Consider the following 25,623-nt stretch of genomic DNA (forward strand, 5'->3'; position numbering starts at 1 on the left):
AGCAGAATAGCAACCTGTAAATACCAGTATCTGCTCCCCAAAAGGAAGTTTTAAATGAACGAAGAACGCCTGGGGAATTTTTAATATGAATGAACCTCTTTGATGATTTTAATACGCCAAATCTCCAATACAAAGGAAGTGATCATGTGGAGACGTTACAAACATTTTTTACAGAGTATGGAGACCAACTATTATTTAAAACTTGGGAGCACCTTTATATTTCATTGCTTTCCATCTTTTTAGGAATCATAGTTGCTGTACCACTGGGCGTGGCTTTAACACGTGTTCCCAAAGTTGCCGATAAATTTATGTCTTTAGTAGGTATTATTCAAACATTTCCTACATTAGCAATTTTAGCTTTTTTCATCCCGCTTCTTGGGATTGGAAAAGTACCTGCTATTGTTGCTTTGTTTTTCTATTCTCTTCTTCCTATTCTACGTAATACGTATACAGGTGTATATAACTTAAATGAAAACATACTAGAAGCAGGGCGTGGTATGGGGATGACGGGATGGGAGCGGATTCGAATGGTAGAACTCCCATTAGCAATGCCTGTAATCATGGCTGGAATTCGAGTATCTACTGTCTATTTAATTGGCTGGGCCACGCTCGCCGCTTATATAGGCGCAGGTGGTTTAGGTGACTTTATTTTTGATGGTTTGAATTTATTTAAAACTGAATTTATTTTGGCAGGAGCTATTCCGACTACGTTGCTTGCGTTAATCATCGACTATGTATTTGGTCGGTTGGAAGAACGTTTAACTCCAACAGGAATTAGTGGTTCATCAAAAGCTGCCTAGAAAGGAGGATACGCACATTGTTCAAGTCAAAAAAGAAACTGGTCATTATTACTACTATTTTACTACTTTTAAGTGGTTGTTCATTACCAGGCCTGAGCGGATCTTCTAAAGAAACGATAAAAATTGGTACATTAAACAATTCAGAATCGATGACTATCGGCTATATTATAAAACAGCTTATTGAACATAAAACCGATTATCATGCAGAAATCATTGGCAATATGGGGTCATCTATTGTGCAGCATCAAGCGTTAGAGCAAGGCGAAGTTGACATTACAGGAACAAGATATACAGGCACTGATTTGCCTGGAACATTGCAAATGGATCTTGTTACAGATACGGATAAGGCACTTAAGATTGTTCAACGGGAGTTTGAAGAACGTTTTGACCAAACTTGGTTTGACCCGTATGGATTTGAAAATTCTTATGCATTTACAGTAACTAACAAGTTAGCTGAAGAAAAAAATTTACAAAAGGTTTCTGATATTGAACCATATGCTGCTGATCTACGTCTTGGAGTTGATAATGCTTGGCTAAACCGTGAAGGTGACGGCTACCAAGGCTTTATTGACACATATGGGTTTGAATTTGGAAAAGCATATCCAATGCAAATTGGGCTTGTCTACCAAGCAGTAGCTAGTGGAAATATGGATGTTGTACTAGCTTATACTACGGACGGCCGTATTGAGGCATTTGATTTAGTTAGCTTAGAAGATGACAAAAACTTTTTCCCGCCGTACGATGCTTCGCCTGTTGCAAGAAATGATATATTAAAAAGCCACCCAGAAGTAAAGGACATCTTGGAATCTTTGGCAGGTAAAATTGATGAGAAAACGATGCGCTACATGAACTATGAAGCAGATGTAAAAATGAAAGAGCCCTATATTGTGGCAAAAGAATTCTTGGAAGAACATCATTACTTTGAAAATGAATAATGAAGGAAAGCGGGTGATTTTTTGGAAACATTAGCTGAGTTGTGGAACTATTACACGCAAAACTATTCGTATGTTTGGGAGGAATTTTACCGACACTTTCTCATGTCTGCCTACGGTGTTTTGTTTGCAGCTATCGTCGCCATCCCTTTAGGTATTTTCATCGCACGGCATGCAAACTTAAGTAAGTGGATATTTTCATTTACTAATGTCATTCAAACTATCCCAGCGCTAGCCATGCTTGCTGTTCTTATGCTTGTATTAGGATTAGGACCGAATACCGTCGTCGCTGCGCTGTTTTTATATTCTCTACTACCAATCCTTCGTAACACGTACACGGGTATCCGTAATGTCGATCAAGCATTAATTGAATCAGGTCGCGGAATGGGAATGACCAAATTTCAATTATTACGGATGGTTGAATTCCCACTAGCGCTTTCCGTTATCATGGCAGGCTTACGAACAGCACTTGTCATCAGCATTAGTATTGCAACGATTGGAGCTTTTATTGGTGGTGGTGGTTTAGGAGCAATTATCATTCGAGGAACAAACGTCTCCGATGGAACAGCTATTATTTTGGCTGGTGCCATCCCGACAGCATTGATGGCGGTTGTGGCTGACTTGGGTATGGGCTGGATAGAAAAGCGCCTTATGCCAAGATAAAGTTAATCTTCAATCAGGGGGACGCATTTATCCCCTGCTGATTGTCTCCACTTATAGTTCTGGCTTCTCCTCAGATTCCTTAACTGTAGAGTCTTACAGTCTTATATACGGGATAAAGTAAATTTCAATGAGCAAGGGTTTTCTGTTATGCCCTCCCGATTGGCATATAACGAATCAGCCAACACATTTGACAATTTGCTTAAAGTTAAACCCTTGGCTTCTCCTCCTAAAGTATAAGTAAAGATCTTACATCTAACTATTTTTGCGATTCATATTTTGTAATCACATGTCTTTTCAAAATATGAATGCCATATTGGATAAAGCTTTTAAGAAAAGCACCAATCAAATTGCGATCCGAAGTGAACTGCCTCTGGGATTCTTATTTTTGTTTCGTATAGAAAGTGCTATAAGTTCAGGAGTTGGATAATCTGTATTGCAACAAATGCCACACCATCTAAACAGGAATAAAAAAGCACCTGTAGAAAATACAAATATATAGTATTCTCCGCAGGTACCGTCTTTATATTGGTTTTACAGTAAAAATTTGTTCTCCCGTTCTAACGTTCCTCGATAGCAGAGGCTGATCTACTGAAAACTTATCCGTGTTCATAACAATAATTGGCGTAATCACGTTATATCCCTGTTTTTCAATAAAAGCCAAATCCATCTCTGCCAATAAATCTCCTTGTTTTACAGTATTCCCTACTGTAGCTTTGATTTCAAACCCTTTTCCATCAAGGTTAACCGTATCCAATCCCATATGAATCAAGATTTCTATACCATCAACAGAACGAATTATAATGGCATGCTTTGTTGGAAAAACATGGGCTAACTCACCTTCTACAGGGGAAACTACTTTACCCTTCTCAGGAACAATAGCTATGCCATCACCCATCCATTTTTGGGAGAACACTTCATCAGGAACTTCTTCTAAAGAAACTGCCTTCCCTGAAAGAGGGGATATAGCAGTCAACATCATGGTAGGCTCTATTTCCTCATGAGCTTCTTTTTTTTGCTTCTTTGAAGGCTCCTTACGAATCAAACTGACGCTTTGATCGATAATTGTTAAAATTTCATTTTTCAATATGTCTGATGTAGGACCAAAAATGGCTTGTACACCATTTCCTACTTCTAGTACACCAGAAGCGCCAAGTATTTGTAGTTTTTCTTTATCTACATTTCCCTTGTGATGCACACCAACACGTAAACGAGTAATACAGGCATCCAAATTATTAATATTCTCATATCCGCCAAGCGCTTCTAACACTTCATATGCTTTTTGATTTATATCATTTGCGCTTTTATTTTCCCTGTCTTTATTCATATCTGCTTTTGTGAATAAACGATTTGTTCCTTCTTCGCCTCTACCTGGAGTTATCAAACTCCATTTTTTTATTGCCCAGCGGAAGACCAAATAATAAACAACTGCCATTGCAATCCCTACCATTAATACATACCACCACGGCTCTCCAACCCCTGGTAAAATACCAAATAGAATAAAATCAATTATTCCTGACCCACCTGCATAACCAATATTAACATCTAACATATACATAATCATAAAAGACAAACCAGCCATAAACGTATGAAAAACATATAATAAAGGGGCTACAAATAAGAATGTAAATTCAAGCGGTTCAGTAATTCCAGTTAACAATGCTGTACCTGCGGCAGTTAATAATAAACCTGCAACAGCTTTTTTATTCTTTGGTTTAGCCATATGATACATTGCTAACGCTGTAGCAGGTAAGCCAATCATGACAAATGGAAACTTGCCTGCCATAAATCTTCCAGCTGTAATTTCAACCGCACTATCTATTTGTTTATCAGCAAGCTGTGACATGTACATCGCTGTATCTCCTGATACCATTTGTCCAGCTAATGTAGTATAGACTCCTCCAACCTCAGAAAAACGAATTGGTATATAAAATATGTGATGTAATCCAAACGGAACCAAGCCTCTTTCCACAATTCCATAAATAAACATGTAAAATGGCGGTGTATTCTCACCAGATAATGCAGCTCCCAACTCATAAATCCATTCTTGAACCATGGGCCAAATGAAAGACAAAATAAGTCCAATTCCTACAGAATACACTGCTGTAATTATTGGAACAAAGCGAGCTCCTCCAAAGAACGACAACATTTCAGGCATTCTGAAGTTATGGTATTTATTATATAATGCAGCAGCTATAAATCCCATTACTATTCCACCAAAAACACCAACCTGTAAAGTTGGAATTCCAAGTTCCAGTGTATGTCCAGCTTCACTAATATTATCCATATTAACTCCAGTAGTAATGCCAATAACTGTATGCATAATTAAATACCCTACAAGTGCTGAAAGAGCTGCTGGTGATTTTCCACCTGTCCAGCTTCCGGCAATACCTACTGCAAATAAAACACCTAAATTCCCAAATATGGCTCCTCCTGCACCTTTCATTAAACTGGATATAGTTTTCCATACAGAATTATCCAAAAACTGAAAATATTCGATCAAATATGGTGACTGCAAGGTTGTTCCAATACCTAATAATAATCCAGCAGCTGGCAATAGAGAAATGATTACCATAAACGTTTTTCCAATGCGTTGAAAAAAGTCAAATGTAAAAATCTTTTTCATTTTAAGCCTCCTTTGAGATCGAATTCATTTAATACGTTTACCGCTTACTCTCTACATATGTGTAGAGAGTAAGCCAGTTAAATTAATTCAATTCTGGCCAATAACCCTTGTTGGCATCAATTAAAGCATCTAACACCTTTCTAGCCTGTTTTGCAGAGACCACCGTTCGATTTAATGTCAATGCTTGTAAGGCTTTACCATAGGACTTTTCTAAATAAGCTTCGACCGTTAGTTTTTCATATGCATACTGAGCTTCAATGAGCCCTTTATAAAATGTAGGTATTTCCCCAACAGCGAAAGGTCTAGGGCCATTTGCTGTAATGCTTGCAGCGACCTCTACCATTGCATCCTGTGGTAAGTTGCTCACCAATCCATCGTTTTTCAGAATGACAATAAAGTTGTTCCCTTTATTGTAAGCAATAGACTCTGCCACAAATAGGATGAATTCACCGTGTGCATCATTTTGAACGACATCACAATCCTTTGCCGTTCCGGCCTCCACGGCAAGCGCACAATCCTTAAATACGCGCTTTTCTCGTCCAGCTTGTACTTCATTCGTTCGAGTGAAATCTGGATTTAATTTTTTCAACACCTGATCTGGGTACAGATAATATTGTAAATACGTATTAGGTAAATACTCAGGAAAATCACGAACAATCTGTTCCACCATTGCATAAGTATCTAGCCATGATTGATCCCGCTGTTCTGCATCAGCTGGACGAAACCCTCCATTAAGTATTTTTTCTCGTAGCTTTGGTAGAAGGTCATTTCCTTCAGTATCGTATAAATTAGTGAACCAGCCAAAATGATTTAACCCGAAATAAACAGGTTCAAAGTCCCGCTCATGAACACCTAGCAGTTTCCCATAAGAGCGAAGTAAATTCTCAGGTTGATCACAAATATTAAGAATGCGATTATCTTTTGGAAATACCTCTTTTAGCGCAACAGCTACAATAGCAGCTGGGTTTGTATAATTTAAAATCCACGCATCTTTCGATTTTGCTCGGACATCATTTACTAATTCAATCATGTCACCAATGGAGCGCATTCCATAAGCAAACCCTCCAGGTCCACATGTTTCTTGACCAATTAATCCCATGTTTAAAGGAACTTTTTCATCCTTTTCGCGCATTTCATAGCCGCCCGTACGCATTTGGCAAAGTACAAAATCTATGTCTTCTGTGAATGCTTTAGCTTTATTGGTTGTGTAACTAAAATGAACCTCTGGATATTCTTCTTTAAGTAATATTTTTGCAAATTCACCTATCTTTTGCTGTCTATTGGCATCAATGTCATACATTACTAACCGTTTAATAGGAAACGTATCCTTTCTAGAACACATTCCTTTTAAGAGCCCAGGGGTGAATGTGCTCCCACCACCCACAATAACTACATTAAACTTTTTCATTAAAATTCCTCTCCTGTTGATTTGATTTTGTCACTATGAAGATTATAAATGACAAAACAGAAAACGCTTCAATAATTTCATTTTATGAAATTTTTTAGTTGTATACTATAATACAATCAAGAAGAAGGGAGGATCCATTCGTGTATAATTTTATGGTAAAGCTATTAAATTTTATTGAATCTTCAACAGATCACACCAAGTCAGAAATTATTATCGCGCAATTTATTTTACGAAATGTAGAAAAAATACCTCATATGACTATTTACAAATTAGCAGAAGCCTGTCATACATCTCCTGCTACTATTACTAGGTTTTGCAAAAAGTTTGATCACATAAACTTCAAAGAGTTAAAAGAACGTGCACGTACATTTATTGAGTATAATACGAATGAAGTGATGAGGGGATATACAGAGAGCAAATACAACGCAAATAAATTAACTGATTATTTTGATGAACTACAACTATCTCTATATGAGACAAAAAAACTATTATCTTCAAAAGAGGTTATGATAGCCACTCATAAAATCCGCCAAGCAGTTAAAATTTCATTTTTTGGTGTAACCTATTCTCACCTACTAGCAAGAAATGCACAATTCAAATTTACACGTCTTGGTAAAGATGCAACGGCATACAGTGACCCTGAAAATCAAATTATAGAAGCAAAAACGATGACAGCAAACGATGTAGCAGTAGTCATTTCTTTTTCAGGAGAAACTAGATTTATCGTCAGGCTTGTTAGGGAGCTTAACAAAAATAATATACCTATCATCGCTATTACAGGATTTCCAAATAGTTTTCTAGCAGAAAATGCTGACCAAACCATCTGTATAAGTAGCCATAAAATGGACAACTTTAAGTCACCTGTAATAGAAGAAATAAATTTGTTAAGTGCCGTTAACTCTATTTACCTCGCTTATTCCATCATTTTTAAATAACCATATTTGTTCGAAAACAAAAGCGCAAGCGCCCGTTTAGCAACGTAGCGAATGGAACGAATCAACTAGAGATAAAGTGAACCTTCCATCAGCGGGGTTTTCTTCATCCCCGCTGATGGTTAGTACCACCAGGGTATGACCTAAAGGTCCATGAACGAATCGGGGATTTAGGTGCTGTTATCCCCCCACTTCGACTTGCTCCGCTCGCATCTCCCATTCTTGAGGTGGGAGTCTATAACGCCTTTTTACAGGATAAAGGAATCATGCCGACGTCTGGGCGGCAAGGCCGTTTTTAGTCGGTCTTCCTCTTAGAGACGAACCGATGAGGCCTTATGGTAGGGCGCATTTCTAAAGTCGCATCGTTGCTGGGCTCATGCACCCGGACGGTGGCGATTCGGTTATTTCGCTATCCACAAGCTTCTCATTTTATACTTTCCTATCTCATTAGTAAAACACCACGCTATCTACAAATCATGCAGACAACGTGGTTTCCTCTTTTCTTCTTTGTTTCAATCGTGACCAGTAAATAATCGGTATTAACATGAGTGCGACCGACCCGCCAATAAATCCTAAAATTGCATAGTTGGAATAGGCAACTATGACTCCTGAAATGATACTGCCAAAGGAACCTCCAAGCGCTACCCAAATATCAATTGACCCTTGCGTTTTCGCTCGGTTATGAATCGTTGTTGAATCAATAATTATAGCTGTGCCACTAATAAGTCCGAAGTTCCAACCAAGACCCAATAAAACGAGAGCACTCGTTAAGCCAACTAATGAATTTCCCGGAACAAAAGCCGCTATAATGCCTGACATAGCTAAGGCGATTGCGGAAGCAGCTCCCATAGATTTCCTACCAATACGATCTACCAATAACCCTGTGCCAAGTGATGGCAAATACATCGCGGCAATATGAAGACCGATGACCACTCCGATGGCTGTCAATTCACCACCATGATTTTGCATATGGACTGGCGTCATCGTCATAATTGCAACCATAACGACTTGAGACAATACTAACAGCATCGCTCCGACAAAAACGCCAATACGATTAGATTTATGAGCAAGACTAGATTCTGTAGACGAGCCAGGTTGTTTCTGGCTTGCTTCATAAACCGCAAGCTCCCTTGCCACGAGTAATGGATCTGGTCGAAGAAACAAATAAATCGTCAATCCAGCTAAAAGATAGGCCACTGCAGCAAGGATAAACGGACCTGCTAACGGATGCATATTGATTACTTTTGCAACTTTTCCCATAGGTGTAACAAGGTTTGGACCAGCTACGGCTCCAAACGTTGTAGCAACCATCGCTACACTGACAGCTTTGGCTCTTTGTTTTTCAGAAGCTAAATCCGTCCCTGCATAACGCGCCATTAAATTCGTCGCTGTACCTGCACCATATACAAAAAGAGATATAAATAACAACAGTACACTATTCATGTTCGCAGCTACTATGACGCCAATAGCACCAACGCCCCCGGAAATAAATCCAAAGGTCAATCCATGGCGACGTCCTAAGCGTTGTGTCAAACGCCCTACAAGATATGCAGCTAGTGCAGAACCAAGCGTGAATAAAGCTGCCGGTACCCCTGCAAAACTTTCTGTTCCTAGCATATCTTGGGCTAGCAGTGCTCCAACAGTAATACCAGCAGCTAATCCTGCCCCGCCAAAAATTTGCGATAGTAAAACAATCCATAAAGATCGTTTATACAGCTTTTGTCTTTCTTCCTTTGACTTCATATAATGGTGAATCATTTTCTTATCTTCTTTCATTGCCCCTTCCCCTCTCTTAAATCCGAACAAGATACGTTTATAATATAATGAACTAATTCATGTTTACACCAAAAAAGTTAGGTACTTAAGCTCATCACTATATACAGATTCAACAACCCACCATTACCATATTTATATTTGCAACACAGATATTTTTAAGTAGAGTACTATTTGATAAAAACCATATCAGTTCATCCACCCTATAAATACCTACCAAGGTATTATACAAGGAGATTTGCCTTATTGCTATCTATCTGTTTAAAGATATTTTTTTACAACTATACAGATGCTTATGGTCTAATGATATAATGATAACACTAAGCATTAGGTAAAGGACTGAAAATTCAATAATACCTGTTCCATTTTTACTTCACAACCCAAAATAGAGGAGTAGATGATAATTGCATATAAAAGGGAGACAAGTATACCCTAATTGCCCAACTATTCATAGAACTTTAGTAATTGGCGGGTTGACTAAAACCCAGCTTATTCAAAAATTGCAACAAAGTACAATCGCATTAAACGAATATGCACAACTACTGTTAGCTAGTGATGTATTTACAACTTCTCATACAAAATATACGGTACACACCGTACAATTAACCGTACGTGACCTTGGTTACGCTAAAGGAGCTACTACGCATGAACTGTTTAAACGAGCTAGCGTCCTCGCCCTAAAATTATGCCCTCTTGAACTAGCGGTTTACCTCAGACTGGAATACGTAAATCAGCCAGAATGTAGCTTGAATAATAGTTCAAAACGGCCTCAAGCTCCATCTGGCTCCATCACGATAGCATCGCAAATAGAAACAGAAGACGATTATTTCCCTAAAGGATTCTACCTAAGACGGATTAACGATGTATTATGGCTTCGAGGTTACCTTGCTGATAATTTGCACGTATGGAACCCAAGCGACCACTTTATTTTTTGTGAAACAAATTTCAAAAAAACTTAGCTATCATGACGATAGCCATAGTTTTTCATATGCTATAAAACCCTTATTGGAAACAAAAAAAGCAATGCATTCCCTCTGTAAACTAGGAATAAAATTGCTTTTTTCAAAACATTAAATGGGGGGATAAATTTTAGTCAACCTTTCCTATTTGATGAAAGGGGAGAAAATTTATAAGAAGAGAAGAAATAAGGATGCTCCAAAAAAATTAGGCTTGTGGTTTATAAGAAAAAAGGACCTGTAACATTAAATGTAACTGCTTAACTGTTTATAAATACATTTAATGTTACTACCTTGTTCTCGCAAATGATAAAGAGACCTGTTCCTAACTCAAAGGCAATAAAATACGAATTACCGTCCCCTCTCCTGGCTTAATTTTTACCCGAATCGTAATCGTCTAGAGATGGCTATGGATCTGTTTATGGTTTTATTTATGCAAGACTTAAAAAAGAAAATGATAATACAGTAGAAGGACGGTTAAATGAGAGAACAGCGTGTAGTAGTTGCTGCGTTTTTTTTGCCTGTCTTAAACACCTCTCCACAGAAGAATAAAGAACAAAGAAATTGAATATGTCGTGCCCAAGCAACAAGCTTAATAAGCTTTTATAAGCAAAAGTTATAAAGTAATAAAAAAAGCGTATTGGTCAGCCTGTATTTCGTTGTTTATAATAGCTTTAAGACAGCCGAAAATTCAAAATATCTGAATTAACTAACATTAATTTGAAAACGCTTTAAGTATGTTGTTATTCTTTTCTTGCCAATTATTTTGTAAAAGGGGGCAATCCGATGTTATTGAATCCTGTTGTATTATCTGTATTAGCTTTAGTTGTTTTAAGCCTAGCGCGTGTCCATGTAATTTTCGCTTTACTCATCGCATCTATCGTCGGAGGAATAGGCGCAGGAATATCGTTGGAAGAGACATTCACCTTGTTAATTGGGGGCCTCGGAGGGCAAGGTGAGACAGCGCTTAGCTATATTCTTTTAGGTATTTTGTCGGTTATGATTGCAAGGTCTGGTATTACTACTCTTTTCATTCAACGCGTATTACCGTACATGCAAGGAAGACGTGCTATCGTACTATTCTTGTTAGCAGGTGTAGCCAGTCTCTCGCAAAATGTTGTTCCTATACATATTGCCTTCATCCCGATTCTAATCCCGCCACTTCTGACCATCTTTAATAAAATGAAAGTAGATAGAAGGGGGATTGCAACAGCATTAACATTCGGCCTAAAAGCTCCTTATATACTGATTCCTATAGGATTTGGGCTGATTTTCCAAAACATCATTGTTGATGAAATGAAAGCGAACGGGATGGAAATTGGCTTATCGCAAGTCCCTTTAGCCATGATCATTCCAGTAGCAGGGATGGTCATTGGATTAGCAATAGCTATCTTATATACGTATCGAAAACCTAGAGAATATCGTGTGATCCCAAACCAATTTACAAATGATGCAGCAGCAACCAACGATAAGACCAATGCAAGTTGGCAGTGGCAACACTCTGTGACCCTTCTTAGCTTAGCTGTTACCCTGACCTTGCAGCTTATGTATGGATCGCTTGCACTTGCTGCGTTAGGCGGCATTTTAACCATGCTTGTGCTTCGTGCCGAAACGTGGCAGAGTGGAGACGTTATTGTGGAAGATGGGGTAAAAATGATGGGCGTTATCGCATTTGTAATGCTAATTGCTTCCGGCTATGCCGCTGTTTTAAAAGAAACTGGGTCTGTTCAAGCACTCGTACAATCTGCAAGTGCTTGGCTTGGAGACAGTCAATTCTTAGCCGCTGTTGTCATGATGATCATTGGAATGCTAGTCACTATTGGCATTGGTACCTCTTTTGGAACCATTCCGGTATTGGCAGCTATATTCGTTCCCATATGTACAAGCTTAGGATTTAGTCCTTTAGCAACAGCTGCCTTAATTGGTACTTCAGGAGCAATCGGAGATGCCGGATCTCCTGCTTCCGACAGTACATTAGGACCTACATCTGGTTTAAACGTCGACGGTCAACATCATCACATCTGGGACACCTGTGTGCCAACCTTTATTCATTATAATATTCCACTGTTTATTTGTGGCATTATCGCTGCATTGGTTTTATAGGACAGGTAGCTTTCATAAAGTAAAACAAAAGCAATCTAACTTGTCTTGTTTGTCAAGATAGATTGCTTATTGAAATAATTATAAGTTTCTACTATAGTTTAAAACAAAGTTAATCTTTAAGTATTCCATTACTTCTACAATAATGACAGTAAAATACGAATGATCGTACCTTCCACCCCCACGGGATGTTTTTGCTCTTTCATGAACTTTTCGCTCATCGTTTCTCCACAACAAAGCTCCCTTTCACGTCTTCCCCCCACTTTAGTTCATATGTTTCACTCTGATGAATTGGTCCCACCCCTTCAGGAGTTCCCGTATAAATAATATCCCCTTTCTGCAAGCCGAAATGCGCTTGAAGATAGTCCAAAATCGTCTGGAAAGAGAAGATCATAGAAGTAATATTTCCCTGTTGAACTATTTCTCCGTTTCGCAACAAGGAAAAATCCTTTTCCACACAAGCCGCTTCCCCAGGAAAATCCCAAAAGTCTGTGATTACAGCTGCATGCTTAAAGCCTTTCGCTAATAGCCAAGGATGCCCCTTCTTTTTTAATTCAGATTGTACATCTCTTAACGTCAAATCTACTCCAAGTGCCATCTTGGTGACCACATCTTCAATCTTCGAATCATCTGCTACATTTTTTCCTATGTATAAAACGATCTCAAGCTCATGATGAATATCGCCTTTATCAAATGAGTAAGGGATAACTTGACCATAGGCTGTTACGAGAGAATTGGTTGGTTTAGAAAAAACGAGGGGGCGTTCCGGTACAGCATTACCAAGCTCAGCAGCATGATTTGCATAATTACGACCGATACAGAAGATATTGTTTATGTTCATTTATATCACTCCTTCTAATGTGGCATTTTTCCTCATAGTATACCATATATTCTGACAATCCAAGTCGCTGCCCCGCTCTTCCAACCGTATGGTGCTTAAAAATGGCATTTCTCCAAACATCGGTTTAAAATACGTGAATTATCATGCACATGACTATAACCTTCTGTGCTTAAGTGCTACAATTAACATGTACATGTTGCTTCTGTTACTTTCAATGTATCATTCGTTCTAAGCTGAAGAAGCTAGCAGTAATACAGTAAAGGAGTGGAAAATTATGCAACAACAGCAATTGGAAAAAATGAAAAAGGGAAAAGGATTTATCGCTGCACTTGACCAAAGTGGGGGTAGCACGCCAAAAGCCTTAGCCGCTTATGGAATCAAAGAAGAAGCATATTCGAATGAAGACGAAATGTTCGATTTAGTACATGAAATGCGTACACGGATTATTACATCCCCGGCTTTTGATTCCAATTTTATTTTAGGAGCCATTTTATTTGAGCAAACGATGGACCGTGAAATTGAGGGAATGTATACAGGCGATTATTTAGCTGAAAAGAAAGGTATCGTACCGTTTTTAAAAGTAGATAAGGGTCTTGCTGAAAAATCGGACGGCGTACAGCTTATGAAACCAATCCCAGACCTTGAAGCGCTATTAAAGCGTGCAAATGAACGGCACATTTTTGGAACGAAAATGCGCTCTGTTATTAAAGACGCCAATCCAGAAGGCATCAAAGCGGTTGTCGACCAACAGTTTGAAATTGGTAAACAAATCATAGCTGCTGGCCTAGTACCAATCATTGAACCAGAAGTAGATATTAACAGTCCGGAAAAAGAAAAATGCGAAGAACTATTAAAAGCGGAAATACTACGTCATCTTAATAACTTGAACAAGTCAGAACTTGTCATGTTAAAATTAACCATTCCTACAGTACCGAATACGTATAAGGAGCTCATCGAACACCCGAATGTCGTTCGTGTTGTTGCCCTTTCTGGCGGCTACTCTAGAGATGAAGCAAACGCTAAACTAAAAGAAAATGACGGTCTGATCGCTAGCTTTTCTAGAGCACTGAGTCAAGATTTAAATGTTAATCAGACAGATGAAGAATTTAATCAAGCGCTGCAACAAGCGGTTAAATCCATTTATGAAGCTTCGATGTAATGAATTATAAAGTAGAACTCCAATCAGTGGGAAGTTCTCTCCCCCATGGATGGTTAGTTGAATGAATCGATTTTCCCCCACTTACAAATTCTTGGCTTCTCCTCGAATTTCTGAAGTGGGGGCTCTTACAAGTAATTAACCTACGATAAAAGTATCTTCCGGTGTCTCTTTTCCCATAATATTGGTATTTACTACAACCCCCGGATTTTTTTGATTATTCCTTAACCAATCTGGATATAAGACCTGATACAAGGTTATGTTATTGAATCGAGTTATCGATTATTTTTCAAATGGTAATCCCGTTTGGGACGTTGTCGTTTGATTAAGTAGCGTGTTTTTGTAAAGTAAATAGTATGAAGCAGCTGACCAGCTAAAGTTTTTCGTACTTAAGCCTTTTCCGGTTTCCGGATTATAGTTCTCACGAATCGGTCCATCACCCAGTAAACCTTCCGCATGATTAAATAATTTCTTCGTCAATGTTTTTGCGTCTTTGTTGTAACCATAATTTTGCAATGCTTCAATACCAAATAATGCTTGGTCCATCCATACCGGTCCACGCCAATAATGATTTGGATCATATTTCGCATTATCCTTGGAGGCTGTTGGAAATGGCATATACGTATTAAATTTTTTCGGATCGATCATATTTTGAACCACTTTTTCCGCTTGCTTCTTATCTGCTAATTTTGCCCAAAGCGGAATCCAACCTTCCGTCCCCTTCCCTCGGTTCGTTAACAGCCTTTTCTTAGAGCCGTCTTTATTTATTTGCAGGTCATAGAAAAATCCTGTTTCCTCATCGTACATATATTTTTTCATATATTTCTTAACAGTTTTTGCTTCGTTTGTAAATTGCTTCGCATCTTTTAGTTGTTTTAATTCTTTTGCCATCGATGTTAAAAAGCCTTTTTCAGCATACAAATAGGCGTTCAAATCAGCCGATTCCTGATTAATAGAATAACCAATGACTTCATTCGCCTTATTCTTATTTTCAAACACTAAAACACCCGGATCTCCTTGTCCTACGCCTTCTTTATCAAAGCGGGTTGCGTTATCCATACCGCTTTCCCACGCTGCTGCCTCGATAACCGCATCTTCGTTCAGCTTTGGATTACCTTCATTATCTTTTATAATTTCGTTAGCATCATTTCTTTCCCAGTTTGCATCGCTTACAGTGCTACCATATTCAGAAATACCGTTTTGATCGTGATCTCGATTTGTATACCACCATTGATGGTATGCTTTTAATTTTGGATACATTTCTTTTAGGAATTTCTTATCTTTTGTACGCTCATAAACGTTCCAAACGGCCCACGCCGCCAAAGGTGGCTTGGAGTTTCTTTCATTCCAGTTTCCGCCTTCACCTCCACGCGATGGATCCTGATTATAGAAAATCGCATCGATAATCGCTCCCTCATCTTGTGGTCTTACTTTATCATTAGATGTAATCTGGTAATCGAATAAAGCACGGATATTATTTTTCGCAAGCTCTGGGTTAAATTCTGCTAATGCTACAGCCTGTTTCCAAGAATCCCACGCCCACATACCAATGAACCATTTATAGGACATGGACGGAATAGTTCCATCATGCTTAATCGCCCCAGCTGGGCTGCGCCAGTTTGTCATCAGTGTTTCAATTGATTTAGTGGCAACTTTTTGATATTCCGGGTAATGTTCAGATGTTTTTTCGTTAAACGTTTTATCCAAATAGCCTTGCCATCGTTTTTCATTATCCTTAAAATGTTTTTTCGCTTGCTTCATGTATTTCTTTATTTTTTTCTGTTCTGCTTTCCATTCTTTGTTCGTAAATGTATAGCTTTCTGTCGTATAAGTTGTAAAACTTTTACCAGGCTTAATTGTCACAGGTGAGCGCAATGCCGTCACATATTCTTCCCCGTTAACGGCTGTTTTTACGGGTTGATCGTGAGCAATTAAATATGCAGCCTGGTCGGTAGAAAAGTACATCCATGTTTCTCGTATATTTGCAAAATTAACCTGAACGCCATGCTTCGTTGCTTGTAAACTTTGCTCTAAATTCAAGGTATAACTGCCTTCTTCTATTTTGTTTAGCAATGCACCGTCCCAGGAAACGTCAATATGCAACGGTTGTTCCGTATTGTTTTTAATTTGCGTTTGGATCATAGCTGTTCGATTGCTGACAAAAATAAGCTCTAACGTTAAATTAAAATCATCCATTTCATATTGTTGAACTAATCGACCTGGATAATAGGTAAAATCTAAACGATTACTGTCACTTAAATCATATACTTGCTTCGTATCTGTATTGCTAATCGAAATTTTATTTATCGCCTTGGATAGATTCACTGGATACTCCTCAGCAATAACGATAGGGCCCGCAAATCCTCCAAACAAATCTTTGGCTTTGTAATCCGGCAAATAGTAACCATGCCAAGCACCCAAATCGGAAAAATGGTTAAACTTATTTGTCGAGTACGTGCCGTATATCTCAGCAGTAGGGGCTGCGGATATGTCCAGCGTATTTGGAAATTGTTCAATTTCAGGGAGTTTCCCTTTTGCAGAGGCAGTCGCTCCACCAATACTTGCGCTAAACAATAAACATGTAGCCAATGAAACCAACCCGATTTTTTTTAAGTTATATGCCCGTTTTTTTGCCATACCTTATCCTCCTCCTGATGTTTAGAGTTTACAAATACTCACCAATGAAAACACTCAGATTGTTGCTCGCTTTCATTTCTCCTTTCAAAAGATATGTCCCATTATCTGTATTTTCATTCACATGTTTATTACAATGTAAAGAGACCCAGTTATGTAATGTGGTTTGCTTAACAGCTACCAAGGAACTTTTCCTTGTTTCTTTCATTGTTTACATAACTTTCCAAGCCATGGAACATCGATTTGTGTTGTCTTAGCTCCCTTCTTTCGTTCATTTGATTTGTGCAACGTCATGAATAGATATGCAAACTTCATGCCAAACTTGTACATTGTGATTGGAAAGCGGTTTTTCAGGAATCAAAAACACGTGTGCAAAATTTTTGCACACGTGTTCGAACAAATTTTGTTCTATTAATTAAAGGAACCTATTGTTAAAGGGGTATTATATGCACGTATTCCTCTACCATACAAATATAACTTTTATAGATTTAAATTACATTCATCATTTGCTTCGCACTATTTCTGTCTTTATCAGAAAGAGGTTTCTTCAAAAAGCCGATGATAAAGCATGTTATTAAAGAACCTAATAAGATACAGCCAATGTAAAGTAATGGTTTATTGCTGGCAATTGGAATAACAAAAATTCCGCCATGAGGAGCTTTTAAAGATATATCCATTGCCATACATACAGCTCCTCCAACTGCTGCTCCAATTATATTTGCAGGAATTATCCTTAATGGATCTGCAGCTGCAAACGGAATCGCTCCTTCTGTAATAAAACTGGCCCCTAAAACATAGCTCGCTTTACCTGCTTCAACTTCTTGAAGCGTAAATCGATTTTTAAATACTGTCGTGGCTAGCGCTATACCGATTGGAGGTACCATACCACCAACCATTAACGCTGCAGATGGTTCAAAAATATTTGCCGCAAACATTGCTAAACCAAATGCGGAAGCTGTTTTATTAATAGGTCCGCCCATATCCGAAGCCATCATTCCAGCTAATAAAGCTCCTAGTATAGCTGCATTAATTCCCGTCAACCCTTTTAACCAACCTTCTAAAAATTCATTTAGTAAGGACATTGGTGTATTTAAAATAAAGAACATGAAAGCACCAACAATAAATGTACTAATTAAAGGAACGACTAAGATAGAAATTAATCCTTGGAATGATTTTGGAATTTTAGCCATCGACTTACCAACGAATTTAGCTGCAAAACCACCGACGAACCCAGCTATCATTCCACCAAGAAAACCAGAACCACCTATACTGGCCATCATCCCACCAATCATTGCAGGAGCTAGCCCTTGTTTATCAGCAATACTAAATCCGATAAAGCCTGCTAAAATTGGGATCATTAAAGCAAATGCTGCTTCACCTCCAACCTGACTAAAGAAATGTGCAATAATATTATATTGATCACTTTCAGGGTCTGCAGCGTAAATACCAAACATAAACGAAATAGCAATGAAAATACCGCCAACAACTACGAATGGAATCATATAGGAAACCCCACTCATAATATGCTTATAGAAATTTAAACCAGATTTTTCTTCTGTTTGAGGCTCTTCTATCATTTCTTGTTCAGCTACACTCGAATCTTTAATATGGTAAGATAATGCTTGATCAATTAATTCATCAGCATGATTAATTGCTTTCTTTACAGGTACGTCAACAAATCGTTTTCCACGTAATATGGAGGTATCAACCCGTACATCATGAGCAATTACAATAGCATCTGCATGTTGAATGTCTGCTGGTGTAAGTTTATTCTCAGGACCATTAGCACCGTTTGTTTGAATTTTTACATTCATGCCCCGTTTTCTTGCCGCTTCTTTCAATGACTCTGCTGCCATGTATGTGTGAGCAATCCCCGTCATACATGCAGTTATTCCCACCACATATTTTCCACTTGCAGATTCATCATTTAAAGCTGGCTTTTCTAATTTTTCTTGTTCCTGAATCGCTTTTATTACATCCATTTCTGATGTTGCAACAATTAGCTTTGCTCGGAATGTCTCACTCATGAGAAAAGTCGACAGCTTCGATAAAAGGGATAAATGCTCATTTGGAGCATTTTCCGGAGCTGCAATCATAAAGATTAAATTGGTGTGTTGACCACCATAATCAACTCCTTGTAGTGACCTTCCCATTATAATGGTAGGCTTCGTAATAGATTTACATTGCGCGTGGGGGATGGCTACGCCATAACCTACAGCAGTTGAAATCTCATTCTCTCTTTTATAAATTGCCTTTTTAAAACGTTCAGGATCTGTTGTCAGTCTTCTCTCCGTTAACTTATGGATTAACTCATCAATGACTTCTTTTTGATTGTTACCTTGAAGATTTAAAATGATGTTATCTTGGGTTAAAATATCTACTAGTTCCATTTTACTTCCCTCCTAATCATGAGATTTAACCAAAGTAGAGATGGGCTTTGTTTGTTGAATTAAATAAGTCCATTTTTTGCTTTACTACTTCTTTGGCTGCATTCCGAGCGCTTGGCATAATGACATCCGGCTCATATGCTCCTTGATTATCTGTTAAAAAACGTCGCATCTCTTGAAAGAATGCACTTTTCATATCTGTTGATAAATTAATTTTTGCAATCCCGTGCAAGTATGTCTGTGCTATCTCTTCGTCCTTGTTATCACTTCCACCGTGAAGTACAAGAGGAATTGCCACTTTTTGATTTATCTCAGCAAGTAAATCCAATTTCAATTCTGGCTTTCCTGCATGTTTATATTGCCCATGTGATGTTCCAATAGCAACAGCCAATGTATCGATACCGGTCTCTTCTACAAACCTCTTAGCGTCATCAGCATCTGTATATAAAATTTCATCAGCTCCACCTTCTGAACTTCCTTCATTTGAACCAATTGTGCCTAATTCAGCCTCTACGGACACATTTACATCATGAGCAATGTTGACAACTTCCTTTGTAATGGCTATGTTATCCGCAAATGAAGCATGAGAGGCATCAATCATTACCGACGTATAGCCATTACGAATAGCTCTCATAACATCTTTTACAGACGATCCATGATCTAGATGAATAGCCATAGGTACTTTTGCGTTTTTACAGCTTTCACGTACATATGCAATAAAATCATCGCCAACTAAGTCAAGCTCATTAGGGTGAATTTGAATGATAGCTGGTGCTTTTTTCTCTTCAGCAGATTCAATAACCACTCTGACAAATTCGCTGTTTGCTACGTTAAAGGAACCTACTGCAAAATTATTTTTATAAGCTACTTCTAACAATTCCTTCATATTCATTAACATGTTTCTTCTCTCCTCTTTGATTTATATTCGATTCCAAATATCGATAAACTCTTCTTTTGAGCTAGAGTGGATTAACTTCCGCACATTCTCAATACGTTTGGTTTTTTGAAAAAATTCAGCGAAGGCGTATTCATTCCGTTCTATATCAGCAGAGGGAATATAAATAATGATCAGCTGAACTAATTCACTCCCCCATTTAACCGCCTTTTTGTTAACGCCAATAATTACCTTCTCCTTAAATTCTTCTTTTTTAAAATAAGGATGCGGGATTGCTACTAAGTTTCCAATAGATGTGTAGGATATTCTCTCTCTTTTCATAATCGGTTCATAAAAATGCCCTTGGTTATTCAGCATGAGCAACTGGCTAATCACTTGTTCAGGATTGCTTTCATGTATCCAGTGAATTGCTGCCTGCTCAATAATAGAATTCTGTGCTTCAAGGAAAAAACGAATTTTCTTAATATCACTACTTTGAAAGGCACTTTGAATCATAATGAAATTTTCAGTGGTCTTTGGTGTACTTGCTAAATTTATTCCAATATATAAATATGCATGTTGAAAAGCATAGTCGGGGGAATATTTTTCTATTTTTAAAATTTCCAGCTCGTCAAAATAGGTTGCTATTTTGGAAGCAAGTAACTTCGTTCGCTCGTATCCCCTGCTATAAAGAATAATCGTCTTTAGTTTCTTCTTACTTTGCGAATCGAGAATAACCTGAATATGATAAGCTAAATAAGCTATTTCGCTATCCTGAATCTCTACCAAAAATTCCCTCTCCAATAAAAAGGCAATATGAGAAGCGATACTAAAGGAAAAAAAGTATTCCGACTTTGCTTCTTTTACAAAGGGATTATAAATAAGCAAATTATGCGATGCAGGATAAATAATTCGATAAATATGGTTTGAAATATTATTTCTAAAACGTTTTTCAGAGTAAGTGGGAACTTGGTATACGTGCTCTACTTGAAGTAAAATGGCTTCGATTTTACTTATAATATCTGCGTCTTTGTTTTTTATTTGTGATCCTTCTAAATCTAACTGTAACGATATTAAATAATTCACTAGAAAAACAGCTTCATCATCTGTTATATGGGCATATTCGGATAGATGAGAACGAACAGCTTCTACAACTTCAAACTCCTTAAAGGAGGTTAAATTAGTTAATTCTGTATTCTTAATTTCAACTAGATGGTGGTGGTTTATTTGATGAATCATAATGATTAATTGGATCGCAATTTTCTTATACATCGAAAATTCAAGATTTAAGTTATGCTCCTTATTGATCTCATCTATAATCTTAAAAACGCTTTCAACTGTACTAGCATCAACCCACGAGTGGAACCCGCTTACGACAAAATCCTTATATACTTCCTTCTTTACAGAAATAGATGTAAAAAAGCTTTCAAGAAGAATTCTTTTCTGCATCTCTGCTCCAATCATTTTAATTCCTTTAAAAACTTTTGTATCCATTTCTACATCAATTCCTAAAGCATGAATATTCATGGTTAACTTTTGAATACGACTTCTTATTGTCTGTGGTGAATAAAAAAATTTATCGGCGATTTCATCATAGGAAGTATAGTCATTTTTATTCATTAAAAATTTTATAATATGGAATTCCAACAGTGCATCTTCTATTTCTTTATCACTTAAACGAATCGCTTTATCTTCACCATTTCCCTTCATAATTGCATACCCCCGCGGTGAGGATGTAATCATCATGTCATGGCAGTCTTTGTTAATTTCTTTAATATAATTTCTAATTGTGCGATCAGTCACATGCAATAACTCAGCTAACGTAGCAGCGGATACATATTCTCCATTTTGATTCAATAGAAAGTCAATTAATTGATTATGCTTTTTATGCAAACAAACCACAACCTTTCTATATCTTTATTTTAATACGCGTTTATTGCAAGCGCTATAACTGTAGTATTTCCTAAGGGTAGGAAAATAGGAATGCTTTTTAGAAAATCATGTTTTCAACTTTCTTTTTATAAGACAGTCCGTCAAAGTAAGCATTACCTGATAATGGGCTGGATCAGAGACTTGGAAAGTCGCTGATCTTTATCAGAACAAAGATGCTGGCTGTGACAGGCGTTTCCAATAGACAGGCTAGTAAAGCAATGGAGAAGCTTTTGGGCTACCCCGTAATCAGTCGTGAAGGTATGCGTTAACGACTTTTAAATACTGAAGTAGTTCCAGGAGAATCAGTATCATACCAAAAGTCAGGAGAAAAAGAAAAAAGGAAGGGAAATGAAGAATGCTAGTGTGCACCAGGGCTAGAAAGGAATGGAAGAAGGGCAAAACGTTGAAAAACGACATTTTATTCGTAAAATGAAACACCCACTTGGGGAGAAATTTGAACAGTTTTTATGAAGACTTACAAGTATGATCCAAACAAGCATCACCTAGTTATTAGCGGAGATGGAGCGAAGTAGATCACATCCTGCTAGGATTATTTCCAACACAACGCGACTTTTGTCAATGATCGTTTTTATGTTGCCCGGGATGTGCAGCGTTTGTTTCGGGATCATTCGCGATATCGCTCCATCGGAAAAAACTAGCAAAATGTGACTAGGAAAGTTTCATAGTAGAACTAAATTACTTGATTACAGGAATGCTTTCTTATCTTATTAGAAAAACTTGGCTTATCGCCAAATCTTTAGTGAAAACTATCGTCTTTGTTATACTATAAAGCCTAACGTTTTATGCTTTCCTATAGTGCAAAAGAAAAAACAAATCCGATATAGATTGATTTCCACTTAAACTATCTATTTATTCTATTCGCTACGTAGGCTACATAGGTGTTCATACTCGCTTTAATAGCTCTATTCTTTACCATAATCAGCTCATATTATCATTTAAATGCGGCACTCCATCGGAACACGAAGTAACTGAATACATGGAGAAACTTACCTTAAATTAGGCGGAATAATATCCATTAACATTACAAGTTTTTTAATTTTATATACCAACTAAATTTTACCATAAAAGATAATCTTAGAGGTATTGTAATATATTTTCACGAAATTTTTCACATAGAAGGTATGATATACTATAGCATATATCTAAGCTAGTAAGCAGAGAGTAGCGCAGCAATAAAAATAATTCTGCTACTTAAACATAGATGATTATAAAGGGTGAAAAGACATGAGTGATATAAGGGAATTAATACAGGAAATTAACGCATTTCGGGACGACCGAGATTGGAGACAGTTTCATAATCCGAAAGATTTGGCAATCTCTCTTTCGCTGGAAGCAGCAGAATTGCTAGAAGATTTCCAATGGAAAACAAGCGAGCAGGCTGTAGAAGCTAACATGACAAACATCAAAGAGGAGCTTGCAGACGTCATGATTTATGCCTTCATGCTTAGCGATGATTTAAACCTAGATATAAAAGAGATTATTTTAGAAAAAATGCAGAAAAACGCTAAGAAATATCCGGTGAAAAAAAGTAAAGGAAGAAAAATGAAGTATCATAATTTGTAATCGTTAAATTAGGAACATCGGCGTTTTTTTCTATTTTTTAAAACTTCTAGAGAGATGTTATCCGCATGTGAAAAGGATGGGATCAGTGTATAAAAGGTATGAAAATCGTGCGGGATATGTCTATGAGAATTTTTAGTCCATGCCAAAGGACTTGAGATAATTACTCCATACCTATTGATCTATCGTACCTTGCTTGTGGCCTAATTCAAAAAACATAAAAAAGGTGGGGTAGCTTGTTAAATCTTGGCCCAGCCCCTTTTCTACGCTTATTCAAGTATAAAAATCCGTAAACAAAGGATTTGTTTACTATACCAGTGTGCATGATAAAACCTCAGCCATTCAGAATTTTTTAACTGCGGATATTCGTGACACTATATTATTGGTCTATAGAAGGGTTTTGGATTTCGTTAAGCCATGAATAAAAACCAATCTTATTATGAAGAATTTTTCCCTCTGAAAGACCAGTTTGAACATCATACCATTTTATCGTTTTCCCATAGAAATACCTATGAACAAAGGCGCAGAGCGCCTGTTTAGCAACGTAGCGACTGGAGCGAATCGACTGAGATAAAGGAATCACGGTGAGGTAACGAACCGATGATGACTTATCGTAGGGCGATTTCGGGAAGTCGCCTAGTTGCTGGGCGCTTAAGCCGGACGTGGCTATCCCGTTATATCTGTACTCATAAGCCAACATTTTTATACTTCTTATCTATTAAAAAACCACATAAATTATATCAATAAAATGGAAGCTTTCCCCGCTGCCTTTGCTTAACGTTTTTCTTTGTTATTTTTTTCTCCTCCATCCATATTAAATATTTGAAGTCGTGTATGTGAGGAACTTACTCCCATTAGATGGTTTAAAAATTCTATAGTCTCCGCAGTATTACTTTGCGGTTTTTGTCCAAGAGTTGAATCTTTTTGTAGACTGTCTTTGCTTATTTTTTCTTCAGAAATGAAAATCCTTTCCCCATTACGTAGAACGATATACTTTCTTATACTTCCATTAATAGTAACAACTTCTAGTTTCGAATCATTATTATCTTTGTCCTTTAAAAATAAGCTCTTTGTATTTCTTTCCGTTGGATGCCATGAGGTGATCGAATTCCCTATACCATTTATGTTCATTTTATCCCTCCATATAACTTTCATTATATTTAGTAGCTATGTCGCTATGTAAGATTAAATTATATAGAAAACAACACTTAGTTACAGCATGACTAGACCTTCAAAAAATTAACAAAGGAAATAAATAATACCAAAGTAAATTTTTCATTTATAAAACATTCCGTTTCATAGAATGATAGGTAATTTACTATTAATATCGGGATATACGCTAAAATAGTTAACATTTTCCAAGAAACACTTTAGCTGTGGTCAATATATTGTGCGCCTCACCGACTAATAATGTACATAAGTTTTATAAAAGTGCATATAAGCCTCCCCAACTTTATTGGAAAGCGCCTTCATAAAAAGCAGTACATAGCTTGCCAACTACTTATTAACAAAAAATTAACATTTAACATATACAAATTACACACTTCTTAGAAAAAATGGAGTCACGAAGCGTGGAAAAAACTATGAAAAAGAAGAAATTAATTATGCTAGTATTCTTGCTCAGTCTAGCTTTAAATGTATATTTAGTAGGAAAATCAATCGTAATGAAAAGCTTATTTGAACCTACTGCTGAGGAAGAAATTATATTGAGTGAAATGGTTCAAAAAACAATAGAAAGTGATAGCTACAAACGATTGGCAGAGAAAGAAGAGGTTATTGCTATTAAAACAGATGTAAATAAATTTAAAGGGGGAGTATTTCCCTACAATCTAGAAGTTAACGTTAGCACTAAGAAACAAACATATCATTTCTCCTGTCAAGATAAAAAGTGTTCTACGATGGATATTGGCGGTTGGTCTTATTCTATTTATCAAGATGAAGAGCCAAGGCTGCCATAAAGTGAAAAAAACTGGTAAACTTCTTATTCCTGACTATGAGATTTATCCCGCATGCAAGATACCGTAAGACTCC

General features: G+C 37.3%; 19 protein-coding genes. 9 read left to right on the forward strand and 10 right to left on the reverse strand.

Features of this window, described 5'->3' with window-relative positions:
• Nucleotides 1–146: 146 nt before the first annotated feature.
• The 3 genes from D1839_RS08415 to D1839_RS08425 are packed head-to-tail and all read left to right on the forward strand — an operon-like array spanning nucleotide 147 to nucleotide 2,395.
• Nucleotides 147–800: an ABC transporter permease gene (locus D1839_RS08415; RefSeq protein WP_286164756.1), complete on the forward strand. Its 654-nt coding sequence runs from the start codon at nucleotides 147–149 to the stop codon at nucleotides 798–800.
• A 17-nt stretch (nucleotides 801–817) separates the two neighbouring features.
• Complete coding sequence (locus D1839_RS08420) at nucleotides 818–1,735, forward strand: osmoprotectant ABC transporter substrate-binding protein (protein WP_120379468.1); 918 nt, start codon at nucleotides 818–820, stop codon at nucleotides 1,733–1,735.
• Between the two features lie 21 nt (nucleotides 1,736–1,756).
• Complete coding sequence (locus D1839_RS08425) at nucleotides 1,757–2,395, forward strand: ABC transporter permease (RefSeq protein WP_120379467.1); 639 nt, start codon at nucleotides 1,757–1,759, stop codon at nucleotides 2,393–2,395.
• Nucleotides 2,396–2,915: 520 nt separating this feature from the next.
• Here D1839_RS08425 and D1839_RS08430 read toward each other — a convergent pair.
• Together D1839_RS08430 and D1839_RS08435 are read right to left on the reverse strand one after the other, a co-directional pair.
• Entirely contained in the window at nucleotides 2,916–5,018 is a 2,103-nt protein-coding gene (locus D1839_RS08430; RefSeq protein WP_120379466.1) for a PTS transporter subunit IIABC, read from the reverse strand.
• An 82-nt stretch (nucleotides 5,019–5,100) separates the two neighbouring features.
• Nucleotides 5,101–6,426 (reverse strand): 6-phospho-alpha-glucosidase, encoded by a 1,326-nt coding sequence (locus tag D1839_RS08435; RefSeq protein ID WP_120379465.1) that lies wholly within the window; start codon nucleotides 6,424–6,426, stop codon nucleotides 5,101–5,103.
• A 140-nt stretch (nucleotides 6,427–6,566) separates the two neighbouring features.
• Here D1839_RS08435 and D1839_RS08440 point away from each other — a divergent pair, with 140 nt between their 5' ends.
• Complete coding sequence (locus D1839_RS08440; RefSeq protein WP_120379464.1) at nucleotides 6,567–7,361, forward strand: MurR/RpiR family transcriptional regulator; 795 nt, start codon at nucleotides 6,567–6,569, stop codon at nucleotides 7,359–7,361.
• A 471-nt stretch (nucleotides 7,362–7,832) separates the two neighbouring features.
• On the opposite strand, the gene D1839_RS08445 is transcribed toward D1839_RS08440, so the two are convergent.
• Nucleotides 7,833–9,134, reverse strand: coding sequence for an MFS transporter (locus D1839_RS08445; RefSeq protein WP_120379463.1), 1,302 nt, complete (start codon nucleotides 9,132–9,134; stop codon nucleotides 7,833–7,835).
• 401 nt (nucleotides 9,135–9,535) lie between these two features.
• On the opposite strand from D1839_RS08445, the gene D1839_RS08450 reads away from it, so the two are divergent.
• Both D1839_RS08450 and D1839_RS08455 read left to right on the forward strand, forming a co-directional pair.
• The gene (locus D1839_RS08450) at nucleotides 9,536–10,090 is read left to right on the forward strand and encodes a helicase (protein WP_183030214.1); all 555 of its coding nucleotides are present in this window, start codon (nucleotides 9,536–9,538) and stop codon (nucleotides 10,088–10,090) included.
• A gap of 783 nt (nucleotides 10,091–10,873) precedes the next feature.
• Nucleotides 10,874–12,190, forward strand: a complete 1,317-nt coding sequence (locus D1839_RS08455; RefSeq protein ID WP_120379462.1) for a Na+/H+ antiporter family protein — start codon at nucleotides 10,874–10,876, stop codon at nucleotides 12,188–12,190.
• Between the two features lie 214 nt (nucleotides 12,191–12,404).
• Here the strand turns inward: D1839_RS08455 and D1839_RS08460 are convergent, their stop codons facing one another.
• Nucleotides 12,405–13,028 carry a fumarylacetoacetate hydrolase family protein gene (locus tag D1839_RS08460; RefSeq protein ID WP_120379461.1) on the reverse strand — a complete coding sequence of 208 codons (624 nt, stop codon included), beginning with the start codon at nucleotides 13,026–13,028 and terminating at the stop codon, nucleotides 12,405–12,407.
• Nucleotides 13,029–13,302: 274 nt separating this feature from the next.
• Here D1839_RS08460 and D1839_RS08465 point away from each other — a divergent pair, with 274 nt between their 5' ends.
• Nucleotides 13,303–14,187 carry a fructose bisphosphate aldolase gene (locus D1839_RS08465; RefSeq protein ID WP_120379460.1) on the forward strand — a complete coding sequence of 295 codons (885 nt, stop codon included), beginning with the start codon at nucleotides 13,303–13,305 and terminating at the stop codon, nucleotides 14,185–14,187.
• Between the two features lie 279 nt (nucleotides 14,188–14,466).
• On the opposite strand, the gene ygjK is transcribed toward D1839_RS08465, so the two are convergent.
• The 4 genes from ygjK to D1839_RS08485 form a co-directional block, all read right to left on the reverse strand.
• Entirely contained in the window at nucleotides 14,467–16,821 is a 2,355-nt protein-coding gene (gene ygjK, locus D1839_RS08470) for an alpha-glucosidase (RefSeq protein ID WP_120379459.1), read from the reverse strand.
• 485 nt (nucleotides 16,822–17,306) lie between these two features.
• The gene (locus D1839_RS08475; RefSeq protein ID WP_120379458.1) at nucleotides 17,307–19,208 is read right to left on the reverse strand and encodes a PTS fructose transporter subunit IIABC; all 1,902 of its coding nucleotides are present in this window, start codon (nucleotides 19,206–19,208) and stop codon (nucleotides 17,307–17,309) included.
• Between the two features lie 25 nt (nucleotides 19,209–19,233).
• Nucleotides 19,234–20,103 (reverse strand): ketose-bisphosphate aldolase, encoded by an 870-nt coding sequence (locus tag D1839_RS08480; protein ID WP_120379457.1) that lies wholly within the window; start codon nucleotides 20,101–20,103, stop codon nucleotides 19,234–19,236.
• 21 nt (nucleotides 20,104–20,124) lie between these two features.
• Nucleotides 20,125–21,972 (reverse strand): BglG family transcription antiterminator, encoded by a 1,848-nt coding sequence (locus D1839_RS08485; protein ID WP_120379456.1) that lies wholly within the window; start codon nucleotides 21,970–21,972, stop codon nucleotides 20,125–20,127.
• 1,284 nt (nucleotides 21,973–23,256) lie between these two features.
• Between D1839_RS08485 and D1839_RS08490 the strand changes: the two genes are divergently transcribed.
• The gene (locus tag D1839_RS08490) at nucleotides 23,257–23,595 is read left to right on the forward strand and encodes a nucleotide pyrophosphohydrolase (protein ID WP_183030215.1); all 339 of its coding nucleotides are present in this window, start codon (nucleotides 23,257–23,259) and stop codon (nucleotides 23,593–23,595) included.
• Nucleotides 23,596–23,971: 376 nt separating this feature from the next.
• On the opposite strand, the gene D1839_RS08495 is transcribed toward D1839_RS08490, so the two are convergent.
• Both D1839_RS08495 and D1839_RS08500 read right to left on the reverse strand, forming a co-directional pair.
• Entirely contained in the window at nucleotides 23,972–24,292 is a 321-nt protein-coding gene (locus tag D1839_RS08495) for a hypothetical protein (RefSeq protein ID WP_120379455.1), read from the reverse strand.
• A 74-nt stretch (nucleotides 24,293–24,366) separates the two neighbouring features.
• Nucleotides 24,367–24,723, reverse strand: a complete 357-nt coding sequence (locus D1839_RS08500; protein WP_120379454.1) for a hypothetical protein — start codon at nucleotides 24,721–24,723, stop codon at nucleotides 24,367–24,369.
• A 440-nt stretch (nucleotides 24,724–25,163) separates the two neighbouring features.
• Between D1839_RS08500 and D1839_RS08505 the strand changes: the two genes are divergently transcribed.
• A complete protein-coding gene (locus tag D1839_RS08505; RefSeq protein WP_183030216.1) occupies nucleotides 25,164–25,550 on the forward strand; it encodes a hypothetical protein in 387 nt (128 codons plus the stop codon).
• The last annotated feature ends 73 nt before the right edge of the window (nucleotides 25,551–25,623 follow it).

This window comes from Roseburia sp. 1XD42-34, from assembly GCF_009917385.1.
GTDB lineage: Bacteria > Bacillota > Bacilli > Bacillales > Amphibacillaceae > Virgibacillus.

What these genes read in the sequence shown, in the direction of transcription:
- D1839_RS08430 (WP_120379466.1), bottom strand. Translation starts at nt 5,018, where the DNA reads ATGAAAAAGATTTTTACATTTGACTTTTTTCAACGCATTGGAAAAACG.
- D1839_RS08435 (WP_120379465.1), bottom strand. Translation starts at nt 6,426, where the DNA reads ATGAAAAAGTTTAATGTAGTTATTGTGGGTGGTGGGAGCACATTCACC.
- D1839_RS08445 (WP_120379463.1), bottom strand. Translation starts at nt 9,134, where the DNA reads ATGAAAGAAGATAAGAAAATGATTCACCATTATATGAAGTCAAAGGAA.
- D1839_RS08455 (WP_120379462.1), top strand. Translation starts at nt 10,874, where the DNA reads ATGTTATTGAATCCTGTTGTATTATCTGTATTAGCTTTAGTTGTTTTA.
- D1839_RS08460 (WP_120379461.1), bottom strand. Translation starts at nt 13,028, where the DNA reads ATGAACATAAACAATATCTTCTGTATCGGTCGTAATTATGCAAATCAT.
- D1839_RS08465 (WP_120379460.1), top strand. Translation starts at nt 13,303, where the DNA reads ATGCAACAACAGCAATTGGAAAAAATGAAAAAGGGAAAAGGATTTATC.
- ygjK (WP_120379459.1), bottom strand. Translation starts at nt 16,821, where the DNA reads ATGGCAAAAAAACGGGCATATAACTTAAAAAAAATCGGGTTGGTTTCA.
- D1839_RS08475 (WP_120379458.1), bottom strand. Translation starts at nt 19,208, where the DNA reads ATGGAACTAGTAGATATTTTAACCCAAGATAACATCATTTTAAATCTT.
- D1839_RS08480 (WP_120379457.1), bottom strand. Translation starts at nt 20,103, where the DNA reads ATGTTAATGAATATGAAGGAATTGTTAGAAGTAGCTTATAAAAATAAT.
- D1839_RS08490 (WP_183030215.1), top strand. Translation starts at nt 23,257, where the DNA reads ATGAGTGATATAAGGGAATTAATACAGGAAATTAACGCATTTCGGGAC.
- D1839_RS08495 (WP_120379455.1), bottom strand. Translation starts at nt 24,292, where the DNA reads ATGTTGGCTTATGAGTACAGATATAACGGGATAGCCACGTCCGGCTTA.
- D1839_RS08500 (WP_120379454.1), bottom strand. Translation starts at nt 24,723, where the DNA reads ATGAACATAAATGGTATAGGGAATTCGATCACCTCATGGCATCCAACG.